At 74.0% G+C, this 15425-nt stretch carries 16 protein-coding genes; 13 read left to right on the forward strand and 3 right to left on the reverse strand.

What is annotated here, in order from left to right; all coding sequences use genetic code 11:
• The first annotated feature begins 105 nt into the window (after window positions 1-105).
• Window positions 106-1164: an alpha/beta fold hydrolase gene (locus DMB38_RS14390; RefSeq protein ID WP_125935523.1), complete on the forward strand. Its 1059-nt coding sequence runs from the start codon at window positions 106-108 to the stop codon at window positions 1162-1164.
• Here the strand turns inward: DMB38_RS14390 and DMB38_RS14395 are convergent.
• Window positions 1161-2999, reverse strand: coding sequence for an ABC transporter ATP-binding protein (locus tag DMB38_RS14395; protein WP_125935524.1), 1839 nt, complete (start codon window positions 2997-2999; stop codon window positions 1161-1163). The genes DMB38_RS14390 and DMB38_RS14395 overlap by 4 nt on opposite strands.
• Window positions 3000-3099: 100 nt before the next feature.
• On the reverse strand, window positions 3100-4845 hold the full coding sequence (locus DMB38_RS14400; RefSeq protein ID WP_125935525.1) for an ABC transporter ATP-binding protein: 1746 nt from the start codon (window positions 4843-4845) through the stop codon (window positions 3100-3102).
• Window positions 4846-4942: 97 nt separating this feature from the next.
• On the opposite strand from DMB38_RS14400, the gene DMB38_RS14405 reads away from it, so the two are divergent.
• The 6 genes from DMB38_RS14405 to DMB38_RS14430 all read left to right on the forward strand — a co-directional run bounded on the left by DMB38_RS14405 (window position 4943) and on the right by DMB38_RS14430 (window position 9895).
• Complete coding sequence (locus tag DMB38_RS14405; protein WP_125935526.1) at window positions 4943-5200, forward strand: MoaD/ThiS family protein; 258 nt, start codon at window positions 4943-4945, stop codon at window positions 5198-5200.
• A gap of 7 nt (window positions 5201-5207) precedes the next feature.
• The gene (locus DMB38_RS14410) at window positions 5208-7064 is read left to right on the forward strand and encodes a hypothetical protein (RefSeq protein ID WP_125935527.1); all 1857 of its coding nucleotides are present in this window, start codon (window positions 5208-5210) and stop codon (window positions 7062-7064) included.
• Between the two features lie 97 nt (window positions 7065-7161).
• Complete coding sequence (locus DMB38_RS14415) at window positions 7162-7890, forward strand: DUF2993 domain-containing protein (RefSeq protein WP_125935528.1); 729 nt, start codon at window positions 7162-7164, stop codon at window positions 7888-7890.
• A gap of 525 nt (window positions 7891-8415) precedes the next feature.
• Window positions 8416-9258 carry a sulfurtransferase gene (locus DMB38_RS14420; RefSeq protein ID WP_125935529.1) on the forward strand — a complete coding sequence of 281 codons (843 nt, stop codon included), beginning with the start codon at window positions 8416-8418 and terminating at the stop codon, window positions 9256-9258.
• Between the two features lie 43 nt (window positions 9259-9301).
• Window positions 9302-9589, forward strand: a complete 288-nt coding sequence (locus DMB38_RS14425; RefSeq protein ID WP_047016433.1) for a DUF1416 domain-containing protein — start codon at window positions 9302-9304, stop codon at window positions 9587-9589.
• Window positions 9590-9643: 54 nt separating this feature from the next.
• On the forward strand, window positions 9644-9895 hold the full coding sequence (locus DMB38_RS14430) for a DUF3099 domain-containing protein (RefSeq protein ID WP_240662226.1): 252 nt from the start codon (window positions 9644-9646) through the stop codon (window positions 9893-9895).
• A gap of 1 nt (window position 9896) precedes the next feature.
• Here the strand turns inward: DMB38_RS14430 and DMB38_RS14435 are convergent, their stop codons facing one another.
• Entirely contained in the window at window positions 9897-10259 is a 363-nt protein-coding gene (locus tag DMB38_RS14435; protein ID WP_125935530.1) for a DsrE family protein, read from the reverse strand.
• 84 nt (window positions 10260-10343) lie between these two features.
• On the opposite strand from DMB38_RS14435, the gene DMB38_RS14440 reads away from it, so the two are divergent.
• From DMB38_RS14440 to DMB38_RS14470, 6 genes are all read left to right on the forward strand, one after another.
• Complete coding sequence (locus DMB38_RS14440) at window positions 10344-11294, forward strand: hypothetical protein (protein ID WP_125935531.1); 951 nt, start codon at window positions 10344-10346, stop codon at window positions 11292-11294.
• Complete coding sequence (locus DMB38_RS14445) at window positions 11291-12121, forward strand: hypothetical protein (RefSeq protein WP_240662228.1); 831 nt, start codon at window positions 11291-11293, stop codon at window positions 12119-12121. The genes DMB38_RS14440 and DMB38_RS14445 overlap by 4 nt, the downstream gene beginning before the upstream one ends.
• On the forward strand, window positions 12118-12972 hold the full coding sequence (locus DMB38_RS14450; RefSeq protein ID WP_240662230.1) for a hypothetical protein: 855 nt from the start codon (window positions 12118-12120) through the stop codon (window positions 12970-12972). The genes DMB38_RS14445 and DMB38_RS14450 overlap by 4 nt, the downstream gene beginning before the upstream one ends.
• 215 nt (window positions 12973-13187) lie before the next feature.
• On the forward strand, window positions 13188-13754 hold the full coding sequence (locus tag DMB38_RS14460; protein WP_125935532.1) for an FABP family protein: 567 nt from the start codon (window positions 13188-13190) through the stop codon (window positions 13752-13754).
• An 82-nt stretch (window positions 13755-13836) separates the two neighbouring features.
• A complete protein-coding gene (locus DMB38_RS14465; RefSeq protein ID WP_047016439.1) occupies window positions 13837-14289 on the forward strand; it encodes a transcriptional repressor in 453 nt (150 codons plus the stop codon).
• Between the two features lie 108 nt (window positions 14290-14397).
• On the forward strand, window positions 14398-15366 hold the full coding sequence (locus DMB38_RS14470) for a glycine cleavage T C-terminal barrel domain-containing protein (RefSeq protein ID WP_047016440.1): 969 nt from the start codon (window positions 14398-14400) through the stop codon (window positions 15364-15366).
• Window positions 15367-15425 lie beyond the last annotated feature (59 nt).

Genomic DNA, 15425 nt, shown 5'->3' on the forward strand with positions numbered 1-15425 from the left:
CTCTGCGTTTGCCCATGTGGTCGGCCTCCTCAGAAGGTGGCATGAAAGCACGAAAGGACCCGGGGGCAACCTTGCCCGGATCCTTCACACGTCAGAATAGCCCACATGAGCTCCACCTCCGCTGCCTCGTCCGGCCGAAGAGACGCCGCGCCCGGTTTGGCCGCACCCGTACCCCCCGTTTCCCGTACGGCGCTGCTGCGGGCGGCGGACAGGGTGCCGATCGAGGCGGCGTATGCCCCGGGCCCCGGCACCGGCGCCCCGGCGATCGTGGTGGCGCACGGTTTCACGGGCGCGCTGGAGCGGCCGGCGATCCGCCGGGCGGCGGCGGTGTTCGCGCAGCGTGCGGGGGTGGTGACGTTCTCGTTCCGGGGCCACGGCGGGTCCGGCGGGCGGTCGACGGTCGGGGACCGGGAGGTGCTGGACCTGGCGGCGGCGGTGGCGTGGGCCCGGTCGCTGGGGCACGCCCGGGTGGCGACGGTGGGGTTCTCGATGGGCGGCTCGGTGGTGCTGCGCCACGGCGCGCTGTATCGCCCGGAGGCGCGGGGTGACGAATGGGAGCGCGGGGGGCGCGAGGGGCGCACGGGGGCGTACGGAAACGCCGCCGCGGGAGCCGGCGGGGGCGCCCGGGGCCCGGCGGCGCACGGCGCGGGAGCGGACGGCCCGGTGGCGCTCGGCTCGGGTACGGAGGGCTCGGTGGCGCTCGGCGCCGACGCCCTCGGCCCCGGTGCGATCCCCGCGGGCACGGTCCCGTACGCGGACGCCGTCGTGTCCGTCAGCTCGCCGGCCCGCTGGTACTACCGCGGCACGGCGCCGATGCGGCGGCTGCACTGGATAGTGGAGCGCCGTACGGGCCGCGCGGTCTCCCGCCTCGCGCTGAGGACCCGCATCCACCACCGCCGCTGGGACCCGGAACCCCTCTCCCCCACCGCCGCGGCCCCCCTGATCGCCCCGACCCCGCTCCTGATCGTCCACGGCACCCAGGACACGTACTTCCCCCTGGACCACCCCGAGTCCCTGGCCACGGCGGCCGACCCGGCCACGGCGGAACTGTGGCTGGAGGAGGACTTCGCCCACGCGGAGAACGCGGCGAGCGAGGACCTGCTGGAGCGGATCGCCGCGTGGGCGACGGAGGCGGCCGGCCGGCGGCCCTCGCGGGGCACCTAGATCGTTTCTGTTGCCGGTTCCGCGAACTGGGCCTGGTACAGGCGGGCGTAGGCGCCTTCCGCTGCCAGGAGGTCCTCGTGTGTGCCCTGTTCCACGATCGTGCCCGACTCCATCACCAGGATCACGTCCGCGTCGCGGATCGTGGAGAGGCGGTGTGCGATCACGAAGCTCGTGCGGCCCGTGCGGAGTTCCGCCATCGCGTGCTGGATCAGGACCTCCGTGCGGGTGTCCACCGAGCTCGTCGCCTCGTCCAGGACCAGGATCGCCGGTTCCGCGAGGAACGCGCGGGCGATGGTGACGAGCTGCTTCTCGCCCGCCGAGACGCCCGTGCCCTCCTCGTCGATCACCGTGTCGTAGCCGTCCGGGAGGGTGCGGACGAAGCGGTCCACGTGGGTGGCCTTCGCGGCGGCGACGATCTTCTCGTGCGGTGTGCCCGCCGGTGCCCCGTAGGCGATGTTCTCCGCGATCGTGCCGCCGAACAGCCACGTGTCCTGGAGCACCATCCCGATCTGCGCCCGCAGCTCCTCGCGGCTCATCTCCGCCACGTCCACGCCGTCGAGCAGGATCCGGCCCCCGGCCACCTCGTAGAACCGCATCAGCAGGTTCACCAGCGTCGTCTTCCCCGCCCCCGTCGGACCGACGATCGCCACCGTCTGGCCCGGGCGGACCGTCAGCGACAGCTCCTCGATCAGCGGTTTCTCCGGGTCGTACGAGAAGGAGACGCCCTCGAACGCCACCTCCCCCCGCACCGGCTCCGCCGGGCGGGCCGGGGTGGCGGCGTCCGGCTCCTGCTCGTCCGCGTCCAGCAGCTCGAAGACCCGCTCCGCCGACGCGACGCCCGACTGCACCAGGTTCGCCATCGACGCGATCTGCCCCAGCGGCTGGCTGAACTGCCGCGAGTACTGCACGAACGCCTGCACGTCGCCGATCGACAGCGCCCCCGAGGCGACCCGCAGGCCGCCGACGACGGCGACGAGGACGTAGTTGAGGTTGCCTATGCACATCATCGCCGGCTGGATGAGCCCGGAGATGAACTGCGCCCGGTAGCCCGCCCGGAAGAGCTCGTCGTTCTCCTTCCGGAACGTCTCCGCCGCCTCCTCCCGGCGACCGAAGACCTGCACCAGCGAGTGCCCGGTGTACATCTCCTCGATGTGCGCGTTCAGCTTGCCCGTGGACGCCCACTGCGCCACGAACTGCGGCTGCGCCCGCTTGCCGACCCGCGTCGCCACCGTGATCGACAGCGGCACGGTCACCAGCGCGACCAGCGCCAGCAGCGGCGAGATCCAGAACATCACCGCCAGCACCCCGGCGATCGTCAGCAGCGACGTCACGATCTGGCTCATGGTCTGCTGCAGCGACTGCCCGACGTTGTCGATGTCGTTGGTCGTACGGGAGAGGATCTCGCCCCGCTGGTGGCGGTCGAAGTACGACAGCGGAAGCCGCGACAGCTTCGCCTCCACCTCCTCGCGCAGCCGGAAGACCGCCCGCTGCACGACCACGGCCGTCAGCCGCGCCTGCGCGAGCCCGAGGCCCCACGCGGCGGCGTACACCAGGGCCGCCCACAGCAGCGTCCGGCCGACCGCGTCGAAGTCGATGCCGTCGCTGGCGCGGGCGGAGCCGGTGTCGACGCGGTTGCCGTAGACGCCGGCGACGACGAGGTCGGTGGCGTGGCCGAGGAGCTTCGGTCCCGCGACGGTGAGCGCGACCGCGGCGGCGCCGAGGACGAGGATGACGCGGATCAGCGTGCGGTCGGGGCGCAGGGTGCGCAGGAGGCGGACGGCGGAGCCGCGGAAGTCGAGGGAGCGCTCGACGGGCGGGCCGCTGAACATGCGCATGGGCCCGCCCCCTCCGGGGCGCGGGCCGGGCGGCGACGGCTGCCGTTTCCCGGGTTCCTTCGCCGGCGCGCTCATGCCGCGGCCTCCTTCGGCGGCGCGCTCATGCCGCCGCCTCTTCCTCGGTGAGCTGGGAGAGCACGATCTCGCGGTACGTCTCGTTCGCCGCCATCAGCTCCGTGTGCGTCCCCGCGCCCGCCACCCGGCCCGCGTCCAGGACCACTATCCGGTCCGCGTCCCGGATCGTCGCGACCCGCTGGGCGACGATCACGACCGTCGCGTCCCCGAGCCGGCGCACGAGGGCCGCGCGCAGGGCGGCGTCCGTGGCGTAGTCGAGGGCGGAGAAGGAGTCGTCGAAGAGGTAGATGTCGGGGCGGTGCACCAGCGCGCGGGCGATCGCGAGGCGCTGCCGCTGGCCGCCCGAGACGTTCGAGCCGCCCTGCGCGACGGCCGCGTCGAGGCCGCCGTCCATCTCCCGGACGAAGTCCGCGGCCTGCGCGGTGCGCAGCGCGTCCCACAGCTCGTCGTCGGTGGCGTCGGGCTTGCCGTAGCGGAGGTTCGAGGCGACGGTGCCGCTGAAGAGGTACGGCTTCTGCGGTACGTAGCCGATGGCCAGCGCCAGCGCCGCCGGATCCAGGTCCCGTACGTCCACGCCGCCCACCGCGACGCTGCCCCCGGTGGCGTCGAAGAGCCGCGGCACGAGCGCCAGCAGCGTCGACTTGCCGCTGCCGGTGCTGCCGATGACCGCCGTCGTACGCCCCGGCCGGGCCTGAAGGTCGACGTCCTTCAGCACCGGCTCCTCGGCGCCCGGGTAGCGGAACTCGACGCCGCGGAGGTCGAGCCGGCCGCGCTCGCGCGGCTCGGCCGACGCGGGCACCGGGGCGGCGGGCGGGACGACCGACGACTCGGTGTCCAGCACCTCCTGGATCCGCTCGGCGCAGACCTCCGCGCGCGGGATCATCATGAACATGAAGGTGGCCATCATCACGCTGCTGAGGATGTACATGAGGTAGGAAAGGAACGCCGTGAGCGCCCCGACGTCCATGGCACCGCTGTCGATGCGCCCGGCCGCGAACCAGACGACGGCGACGCTCGACAGGTTCACCGCGAGCATCGGGGTCGGGAACAGCAGCGCCAGCAGCCGCCCGGCCCGTACGCCCACGTCCCTCAGGTCGGCGTTCGCCTTGCCGAAGCGGCGCTGCTCGTGCCCGTCGCGGACGAAGGCGCGGATGACGCGGATGCCGGTGATCTGCTCGCGCATGATCCGGTTCACCTCGTCGATGCGCTTCTGCATGCTGCGGAAGAGCGGGCGCATGCGGCGCACGATCAGGGCCACGACGACGCCGACCGCGGGCACGACGACGAGCAGCAGGGACGTCAGCGGCACGTCCTGGTTGAGCGCCATGACGATGCCGCCGACGCACATGATCGGCGCCGCGACCATCATCGTGAAGGTCATCAGGGCGAGCATCTGGATCTGCTGCACGTCGTTCGTGGTGCGCGTGATGAGCGACGGGGCGCCGAAGCGGGCCATCTCGCGGGCGGAGAAGGACTGCACCCGGTCGAAGACCGAGGCGCGCATGTCCCGGCCGAGGGCGGTGGCCGTACGGGCGCCGAGGAACACGGCGCCGCCGGCCGCGCAGAACTGCACCACGCTGAAGACGAGCATCCAGCCGCCGGTGCGCAGGATGTAGCCGTTGTCGCCGGGGATGACGCCGTGGTCGATGATGTCGGCGTTGAGCGTGGGGAGATAGAGCGTCGTCACGGTCGCGACGAGCTGCAGCGCGACGATCCAGCCGAGGTCCCGGCGGTAGGGGCGCAGGTGAGCGCGGAGGATTCGGACGAGCACGTCCGCAGCGTACGTCGAAGGTTGCCCGGGGCGACGAGAATTTCGCCAGGGGCATGATGGGGGTCGGAAGTCGGCGGACGGGGAAGGGCGGGACGCCATGGCGGCGAACGGCACCATCCGGTACTGGGCCGCGGCCAAGGCCGCGGCGGGCACCGCGGAGGAGCCCTACGCGGCGGACACGCTGGCCGAAGCGCTGGCCGCGGCCGGTGCGCGGCACGGGGCGGAGTTCACCCGGGTGCTGGCGCGCTGCTCGTTCCTGGTGGACGGACGGGCGGTCGGCAAGCGCGACCACGCGGGGGTGGCGCTGGCGGACGGGGGGACGGTTGAGGTCCTGCCCCCGTTCGCGGGAGGCTAGGCGCACGATGAGCGACCAGAGACACGACCCCACGCCGTGGCCGGCGGCCCCGCCGGCGCCCGCGGGCTGGGCCCCGTACGAGGAACCGCGCGAGGGCGCCGAGGCAGGCGCCCCGGGCGGGCACACGCAGTTCCCGCCGGCAGCGGGCCAGGGCGACGACGGCTACGCGGGCCCGGAGACGCAGTTGGGGATGGCCCTGCACGAGGAGTCGGCGGCGGCCCAGCAGACGTCGTACCTGCCCCCGGTGACGGACGCGGGCCCCTACGAGGGCGGCTACGCGGGTTCGTACGGGGGCGGCGGCCGGCCCGGCGGGAGCGACGGCGGCCACGGAGTGCCGTACGGCGGCGGCCAGGACGCCGCGGGCGCGGGACGGTCCGGCGGCGCGGGGTACGGCGACGGCTCGTACGGCGGCGGGCACGGCTCCCCGGCAGGGGGGCAGGCCGCGGCGCAGACCGGCGGGCCGGGGTACGGCGGTGGTACGGGCCACGCGGACGCGGCGCGGTCCGGCAGGCACGCGGCGCCGTTCGGAGGGGGCGGCCAGGGGCGGCCCGGTGGGTCCGCGGCGCCGTACGGCGGCGGTTCGCTCGGCGGGGGTACGGGGCCGGGCGGGCACCCGCAGGCGTACGCCCCCGGCGGCGCCGCGGGTACCGGCTATCCGTCCCCGGCCGGGAGCGACGGCCGCGGGGCGGCGGCGCCGCAGGGGCCGGGGGCGGTCGAGGAGACGGCGTATCTGCCCCCGGTGACGGACGACGGCCCTCCCGGCTACGGCGGGACCGGTGCCGGAGCGGCCGCCGAGCAGACCGCCTACCTCCCGCCGGTCACCGGACACGAGCCCCCGGGCGGTGGCGGCGCCCAGTGGCCCGACGGCTGGGACCGCGGCGGCGCGGGCGCCTCCGCTACGGGCACGGGCCACCCCGGCTCCGCGGGCCGCCCCGGCGTCCCGCAAGGGGCCCACGGCAGCGCAGGCGGCCACCCCGGCGACGTCCACCCCGACGTCCCCGCCGCCGGCGCCCACGGCCGCCCGGGCGCCCCCGACCCCGGCTTTCCCGGCCCCGGCGGCCCCGAGACCGGCACCCTCTACGGCGCTCCCACCCTCCGCCGCCCCAAGCCCCCCGCCGAGGTGCTCCGCGAGGAGGGCACCTCCGTCCTCATAGCGCCCGGGCCGCAGCCCGCCGCGCTCACCGCCGTGCTCGCCGCGCTCCTCGCCGTCGCCGCCGCGCTCGACGTGCGGCCCGGCCTCGCCGTCGCCGTGGCGCTGCTCCAGGGCGTCACCGCCGCCGGCTGGTTCCGGCTCAACGGCATGTGGCCCGCCCGCGAGGGCATCGCGCTGGCCGCGGCCGCCGGGCTCACCGCGACCGGCGCCGTCCTCGCCGTCGACGAGGACGACGCCACGATCGCCGCGCTCGGCTCCCTCGGCGGCTGGTTCCTCCTCATCTGCCTTGTCCAACTGCGCAGCACCACCGCGCCCAAGGAGCGCCTCACCGCGCTCAACGTCGCCCTCGCCGCCGCCACCCTCGCCGTCCTCGCCTCCGGCTACCTCGCCGCCGAGCGGCACGCCGTCGTCGTCGGCGCCGTCGCGGTGGCCGCCGGGACGATGGGCCGCGCGGTGCCGCTGCCGCCGAACGCCTCGCCCGTCGCCGCGGTCGCCGCGGCCGGGGCGGGCGGGCTCGCGGCGGGGCTCGGCACCGACATGGGCGCGGCCGGCGGGCTGCTGGGGCTGGCGGCCGGGGTGTGCGTGCTCATCGCCGTCCGGGTGGCCAGCTACGACTACCCCTCGCGGTTCGTGCACATGACGGCCGGGGTCTCCCTGCCGCTCACGCTCTCGGTGCCCGCGGTCCACCTGCTCGGCCTGGCGCTGCTCTGACTCCCGGCCGCAGGCTGCCGCTCCCGCCAACCTGCGGGTACGGAGCCGTACACCTGTCTAAGCTCTCAGGCACGACCGACCGGGGGGCGGAGAACCGATGCGCGCGTTGAAGATCACAGCGGTGGTGCTGGTCGTGCTCGGCCTGCTCACGCTCGCCGCCGACCGCGTGGCGCTGAAGATGGCCGAGTCGGACGCGGCCGAGCGCATCGAGAAGGAATACGGGTTCTCCGAGCGGCCCGAGATCGACATCAAGGGGTTCCCCTTCCTCACCCAGTTGATGTCGCGCAAGTTCGACGCCGTGGACGTACGGATCGACGGCATCGACGCCACCGGCAGCGGCGGCCGCGCGCTGCGCCTGGACGGCGTGCGCGGCGAGCTGGAAGGGGTGCGGATCTCGGGCGACGACTGGGACCGGGCGACGGCGGACAAGGCCGACGGCAAGGTGACGATCAGGTACGAGGACATCTCCGCGGCGCTGCCGGTGGTGAAGGTCTCGTACGGCGGGAAGGGCGCGGCCGGCGAGAACAAGGTGAAGGCGACCGTCGGCACGTCCTTCCTCGGGCAGCGGCTGGAGGAGTCGCTGCTCGGCAAGGTGAGCGTGGTCGACGGCGACACGATCCGGCTGCGCGCGACCGGAGTCGACAACCTCGGGGGCGTACCGGGCCTGGAGGACTACGTCCGCGACCACATGAACTACAACTGGACGATCAACGACCTGCCGCCCGGGATACGCCTGACGGACGTCGAGGTGCGGAAGGACGGCATCGTCGTCACGGGCAGCGGCACGGACGTGGAACTGGGCGACGAGCGCTCGGCCGGGAAGTGAGCGGGCGCACCGCCCCCGCCCGCCGGTCCACGGCGCCGACACGGCCGCCGTACGCCGCGGAGAGCCACCCCCCGTCCGTAAGCTGAGACCACCGCGTCCATACCGCAGAAACCCCGCCCCCGCCACCCCCGGCCGCCCGGCCGCGCGACCCCGCCGCCCCGCGCCTCGTCCCGCATCCCGGACGAAGCCGTCTCATCATCCGACACAACGGTGACACATGCGCACGTCCCTCCGTACGATCGACCGCATGCTGTGCTCGATGAGCGGTCCCCGCCCCCGGGGACAGGCAGATCACCTGACCCAGCGGCGCGCCGTCGACCTCTGCCGCGTCGCCGCCATGCTCTGTCGCACCGCCTGACCGGGGTCCGGGTCCGCAGCTCCCGCCCCCAGCCGGGTCCGTGCCTCCCCGCACCGGCCGCCCGGCTGTCCGCACACTCCGCCCCCGGCGCTCCGCCCTGCCTGCTGCGCGCGCCGGCGGCACACCCGCCCGTACCCCTGTCTCAGCGCTCCGGAGGAGAGAAGCAGATGAGTCGCCGCAGTGACGTCCTGGTGGACGCCGACTGGGTCGAGGCCAACCTCGACAACCCGAAGGTCGTCCTCGTCGAGGTCGATGAGGACACCGCCGCGTACGACAAGAACCACATCAAGAACGCCGTCCGCATCGACTGGAAGACCGACCTCCAGGACCCGGTGCGCCGCGACTTCGTCGACCAGGCCGGCTTCGAGAAGCTGCTGTCCGAGCGCGGCATCGCCAACGACGACACGGTCGTCCTCTACGGCGGCAACAACAACTGGTTCGCCGCGTACGCCTACTGGTACTTCAAGCTCTACGGCCACGAGGACGTCAAGCTCCTCGACGGCGGCCGCAAGAAGTGGGAGCTGGACTCCCGCGACCTGGTCGCCGAGGTGCCGCAGCGCGCGGCGACCGCGTACAAGGCCAAGCCGCAGGACACCGCCATCCGCGCCTTCCGCGACGACGTCGTGGCCGCGATCGGCACCCTCAACCTCGTCGACGTCCGCTCCCCCGACGAGTTCTCCGGCAAGCTGCTCGCCCCGGCGCACCTGCCGCAGGAGCAGTCGCAGCGGCCCGGGCACGTGCCCTCCGCGCGGAACATCCCGTGGTCGAAGTCGGCCAACGACGACGGCACCTTCAGGTCGGACGAGGAGCTGAAGGAGCTGTACGAGGGCGAGGGCGTGGACCTGTCCAAGGACACCATCGCCTACTGCCGCATCGGCGAGCGCTCGGCGCACACCTGGTTCGTGCTGCACGAGCTGCTGGGCCAGGAGAACGTCAAGAACTACGACGGCTCCTGGACCGAGTACGGCTCGCTCGTCGGCGTGCCGATCGAGCTGGGCGCCAACGACTGACGCTGACCGCCCGGTCACACCCCGAGAAAGGACACCACCCTTCATGTGCGGAGCCAAGGCAGGCGGCCCCGACGCCGCCAGCGTCAAGGCCGGCGAGACCACCATCCAGGGCTCCGTGACCCGCGACGGCGAGCCCGTCACCGGTTACGTGCGGCTGCTGGACGCCTCCGGCGAGTTCACCGCCGAGGTGCCGACCTCGGCCACGGGCCAGTTCCGGTTCTACGCCGCGGAGGGCACCTGGACCGTACGCGCCCTGGTGCCCGGCGCCACCGCCGACCGCACCGTGGTCGCCCGGCAGGGCGGCCTCTCGGAGGTCGCGATCGCGGTCTGAGACCGCGCGGTCCGCGCGAAGCCCCGCACCGCCTCCCCGGCGTACCGTGGAGGTATGCGGGGCTTTCGCCGTACCGGCGTCCAGATGGACCCCCGCGCGCCGCGGAGTCAGCCGCGGCGCCGGAGGCGGTACTTCCTGCTGATGGGCATCGCGGTGCTGCTCTTCGTCCTCGGCGGCGCCGTCGTCGCCCCCTTCTCCGCACCCGCCGCGATCGCCATGTGCGTGGCCGCGGCGGCCCTCGTGCCGGTGGCGGTGATCATCGGCAACCGGCGGGAGAAGGGCGACAAGTGGTGGGACGAGAGGTGACTCAGTAGACGAGGGCCTGGCTGCCGTCCGCCATCGCCTCGCTGACGAAGACCTGCGCCCCCGCGATCCGCACGCCGTCCAGCACGTCCTTCTCCTCGATCCCGCGGCGCGCGGCGCACTGCGTGCACAGCGTGATCCGCCCGCTCGCCAGGACCCCGTCGATGAGCTCCGGCAGCGGCGCGGCGTGCGGCAGCTCGAACTCCGCGGCCCGCCCGGGCAGCGCGAACCAGGCGGACTCGCCGGTCAGCCAGAGCGACACCTCCACCCCGCTGGCGGCGGCGACGGCCGCCACCGTGAACGCCTGGGAGCAGCGCTCCGGCGCATCCGTACCCGCGGTCACCTTGATCACAAGCTTCTTGGCCATGCGCCAACTGTAGGGACTGCCGCGAGGGTGACATTCTCGCGGCACCGCGCGCTGTACAGGTATGGACCAGAGCAGGGGGCGCTTGTGACCTTTCCCGACGGAACGAGCGGCCCGCAGGCGGCCGACGACCCGCCGACGACCAGGCTCACGCCGATCAGACCCGACACCCGGCCCCCGGGGGCCTCGCCGTACGGGACGTTCGGGAGCCCGGCGCAGGGAGCGTTCGGGAGCACGGCACAGGGGACGTACGGCACGGCCGCGGACGCCGGACCGGCACCGGAGGCGGGCGGCAGGACGCGCCGCCGCGGAAAGCGCACCGCGCTGCTGCTGGCCGCCGCTGTACTCGCGGGCGCTCTCGGCGGCGTCACCTACGGCTACTTCGAGCAGGCCGGCAACCCCCCGACCCCGCTCCCCCCGCTCAACCAGCCCGGCCTCGCCCACCCCGACAAGCCGCTGCCCGCCGACGAGGCGGAGCCGCTGTCCGCCGCGCAGGACCGCCGGGTGAAGACGGACGGCGACCTGCGCGAGCTGCTCGTCTCCCGGCCGGACGGGACGGTCGACGCCGAGATCGACATCGGTGGCGAGGGCGCGGGCTGGCTCGCGCCGTACGAGGTGGCGGCCGGTACGGGCGCGCCCGAAGAAGTGCTCACGTTCATGCTGGAGAACGGGCTGCGGCGGACCGCGTTCACCGCGTGGCGCAACGAGGGGGACACCGAGTCCGTCGTCATGATCAACCTCTACCAGTTCCGCAACGACGCCACCGCGGGCTCCGTGGACTACCTGGAGAACCAGCAGTTGTACTCCTCCCTCGGTCCCGGCGGCCGGGTGCCGGCCGTGTCGCTGAAGGGCTCCGCGGACGGGATGGCCTACTTCCCCGAGGAGCCGTTCCAGGAGGCCGGAGTGCCGCCGCTCTACCAGGGCATGGCCCTCGCGCGCCGCGGCGACATCGTGATGGAGATCTACCAGATCGAAAGCTCCCCGCTGGAGCAGAAGGACCTGAAGAAGCTCGCCGAACGCCAGTTGGAGCGCCTGTGACCGGCCACTACCCCGCACCCGTCCCGCCACCGGCCGCCGCGCCCCCTGCGCCCCCGCCGGCCGCCCCGCGGTCCGGGCGGCGGCGGCTCGTGCCCGCCGTGCTGGCCGCGGTGCTCGTCGCCGGGGCCGCGGCCACCGGGGTCGTCGTCACCGCGCTGAAGGTCCAGGACGCCGACCGCGGCGCCGGCAGCACCGACGTGTGGCAGAAGCCCGAGGAGCGCGGCCTGGAGGGCGACGCGGCCAAGGACCCGGGCGTGGCCGCGCCCCCCGGTGGCCCGATCGGCGACGCGCTGCTGCCGATGCCGACGGGCTACCACCCGGGCCCGGACATCGACGAGTTCGGCAACGACACCGTCCTCACCGCCAAGCAGGCGGAGGCCGTCTACGAGCAGAGCGCGCGCGGACTGCCGCCCGACCAGCGGCGGTTGCAGCTCGACGCGCTGGACGACCTCGAACTGAAGGGGATGGCCATGCGGTCCTACGCGGCCGACGAGTCCGACCTCGTCGTCGAGGTGCAGCTCGCGGAGCTGTCGGGCGAGGGAAAGGCGGCGGGGCTCGCGGCCGTACAGGAGGAGCTGACGCGCACGATGGACCTCTTCGAGGAGGGGCCGAAGGTCGACGGGCACAAGAGCGCCGCGTGCTTCCTGGTGCCCGAGACCGCCCTCAGCGCGGAGGGCGACGCGGTGAAGATGATGACCTGCTCGGCGGCCAAGGGCGAGATGCTGGTCACGGTCACGGCGTACGGGCCCGCCGGGCACGGCAAGCGGGCGGTGCAGCTCCTGGAGAAGCAGCTCGACCACATCGACGCCCCGGGGAAGTCCATATGAGCGGCTACGCCCAGCAGCCCCCGCCCCCGTACCAGGGCCAGGCCCAGGGCCAGGGCCTGCCGCATCCCCCGCCGCCCGCGCCTCCCAGGCCGCCCCGCCGGTGGCTGCGCCCCGCCCTGCGCTGGGGCGCCGCCGTCCTGCTGCTGGCCGGCGCCGCGTTCGGCTCCGCGTACGCCGTCACCGGCGCCGAGCGCGGCGACCTGCCGGGACTGGCCACCGAGAGCGACGGCCGCTGGGACTACCCCGAGCTGGAGCTGCCCGCGCTGCCCGAGGGCAAGCCGCCGCCCTTCGCCCCCGCCAACGCCGGCGAGATCCACCACGCCGACCTCCGCGACCTGCTGCTGCCCGCCCCGGCGGGCGCCGAGGACGACGACGAGCTGAAGACCGAGGACGGCTGGCTGGCGCCCGCCGGCTTCACCTCCATCTACGTCAAGGAGGAGCGCGAGGAGCTGCGGCAGGCGCTCACCGACGACGCCGTGCGCCATATCGCCGCCACCGGCTGGACCATGCCCGACGGCACCCGCGCCCGGATCTACCTGCTGCAGTTCAACACCGCCTCCCTCGCCGCGCACTTCTACGACGAGCAGCTCGCCGGCGGCATCTCCACCGCCCGGGACCTCACCGGCGCCCCCGAGGTGGCGGTCGACGAGCGCTGGTCGGACGAGGACCAGTTGCCGGAGATGGAGCTGTACGTGTACGACGAGGCGAAGCCGCGCGGCAAGGAGCACGTCCGGCAGGCGTACGTCGTCGCCGGCGACACCGTGGGCCTCGTCACCGTCGAGGCGCCCGGGGAGGCGGAGCTGGTCCCGTTCCAGCAGACCCTCGTCCTCCAGCACCAGCTCCTCGGCTGACCTCCGCCCGGCACCCCGTCCGGCACCCGCGCCCGGCGCCCGCCGGGCCGGTGCCGGGACCGGCGGTTAGACTCGCTGGCGGTACGTCCCTCACCGTTACGGAGCGCCCCCGTGCTTGTCGTCACCTTCGACATCCTGCTCGCGCTGGTCTGCGTGGGCACACTCGCCTTCGCCGGCCTGGTCGTGAAGAAGCTGTACCAGGGCCAGCGCTGACGATGCCGATCGAAATCCCCTCCGACCTGCACAAGGACCTGGTCCCGCTGGCGTTCCTCCTGGGCGACTGGCAGGGTGCGGGCGTCTTCGACTTCCCCGGCAGCGAGAAGTGCAACTTCGGCCAGGAGGTGCGCTTCGGCCACGACGGCCGGGACTTCCTGGCGTACACCTCGTACACCTGGGTGCTCGACGAGGACGGCGAGAAGGTGCGCCCGCTGGAGAGCGAGTCCGGCTACTGGCGGATCCGGCCGGACCGGCAGCTCGACGTCGTCATGGTGCGCGACCAGGGCGTCGCCGAGGTCTGGTACGGCGAGCTGGCCGAGGGCAAGCCCCAGCTCGACCTGGCCACGGACGCGGTCGCGCGCAGCGCGGCCTCCCCGCCGTACGCGGGCGGCAAGCGGCTGTACGGGTACGTGAACGGCGACCTGATGTGGGTCGGCGAGAAGGCCACCCCGGAGGTGGAGCTGCGCCCGTACATGTCGGCCCAGCTCAAGAAGGTCGTGAACCCGCGGGAGTGGGCGAAGGACCTGAAGGACCTCCCGGACGACGGGATCGCCTTCTTCCGCTGACGCCCGGCCCCGCCCGGGGCCCGGCGGGGGCGCTTTCCGGCAACCGGCCGGGGTTCCGCCGCGACGCTCATACACTTGAGCCGTGGAGACCACCGACTGGAAGCGCGACCTGCGCGAGCGCGGCTACCGCCTGACGCCGCAGCGGCAGCTCGTGCTGGAGGCCGTCGACTCCCTGGAGCACGCGACGCCCGACGGCATCCTCAGCGAGGTCCGCAAGACCGCCGCCGGCGTGAACATCTCCACGGTCTACCGCACCCTGGAGCTGCTGGAGGAGCTGGGCCTCGTCAGCCACGCGCACCTCAACCACGGCCCGCCGACGTACCACATCGCCGACCGCCACCACCACCTGCACCTCGTCTGCCGCGTCTGCGACCGGGTGATCGAGGCGGAGAACGCGGTGGCGGAGCCGTTCGCGGAGACGCTGCGGCAGCGGTTCGGCTTCGAGAGCGACGTGCAGCACTTCGCGATCCTCGGCCGCTGCGCGACCTGCACCGAGGCGGGCGCGACCGACGCCGCCGCCCCGTCCCGCCCCTGAGACACCCGGAACCCCCGGGCGCGTGAGGCTCCGCGGCGCCGGGACGCCCCGAACGCGGCCGAATCCGGCCCGTGACCGCGGGTGGCCACCCGGACGTACTCTTGAAGCATGAACGCGCCTTCCCCCCTCCTCTCCCTGCCCGGGGCGGTCGCCGCCGAGGCTCCCGACGAGGGCGTCGCCGCGCACTACGGCGATCTCTTCCGGGAGCAGCGCGCGCTGGACGCCGGCGAGGGCTTCGTCGACCTCTCCCACCGCGGCATCGTCTCGGTCTCCGGCCAGGACCGGCTGAGCTGGCTGCACCTGCTGCTCACGCAGCACGTGGAGGCGCTCGCGCCGGGGCACGCCACCGAGGCGCTGGTGCTCTCCGCCCACGGGCACATCGAGCACGCGCTGTACCTCGTCGACGACGGCGAGACGACGTGGGCGCACGTCGAGCCGGGCACGCAGAAGGACCTCATCGCGTACCTGGAGAGCATGAAGTTCTTCTACCGGGTGGACATCGCGGACCGTACGGACGACCTCGCCGTGGTCCATCTGCCGGCCGGCTCCATCACGGAGGCGCCCGAGGGTGTGACCGTCCGCGAGACGGCGTACGGGCGCGACCTCTTCCTGCCGCGCGCGTCGCTGGCGGACTTCGCCGCCGCCGCGGGCCCGCCCGCCGGGGTGCTGGCGTACGAGGCGCTGCGGGTGGCGGCGCACCGGCCGCGGCTCGGCCTGGAGACCGACCACCGCACGATCCCGCACGAGGTGGGCTGGATAGGCACCGCCGTGCACCTGGAGAAGGGGTGCTACCGGGGGCAGGAGACGGTCGCGCGGGTGCAGAACCTGGGCCGGCCGCCGCGCCGCCTGGTCTTCCTGCACCTGGACGGCAGTGAGGTGACGCTGCCGCCGCACGGGGCGGCGATCCGGCTGGCGGCCGAGGAGGAGGGGCGCAAGCTGGGCTTCGTCACGACCTCGGTGCGCCACCACGAGCTGGGGCCGATCGCGCTCGCGCTGGTGAAACGGAACGTTCCGGCGGACGCGGCGCTGCTGGCGGACGAGACGGCGGCGGCGCAGGAGACGGTCGTCGAGCCCTGAGCCCGTGGGGCGGCGGCGCCCCGCGCGCGGGGGCGTGCTCCCGTGCGCCTCGGATGTCG

Origin of the sequence: Streptomyces sp. WAC 06738, from assembly GCF_003945505.1 — a bacterium.
Classification (GTDB): Bacteria; Actinomycetota; Actinomycetes; order Streptomycetales; family Streptomycetaceae; genus Streptomyces.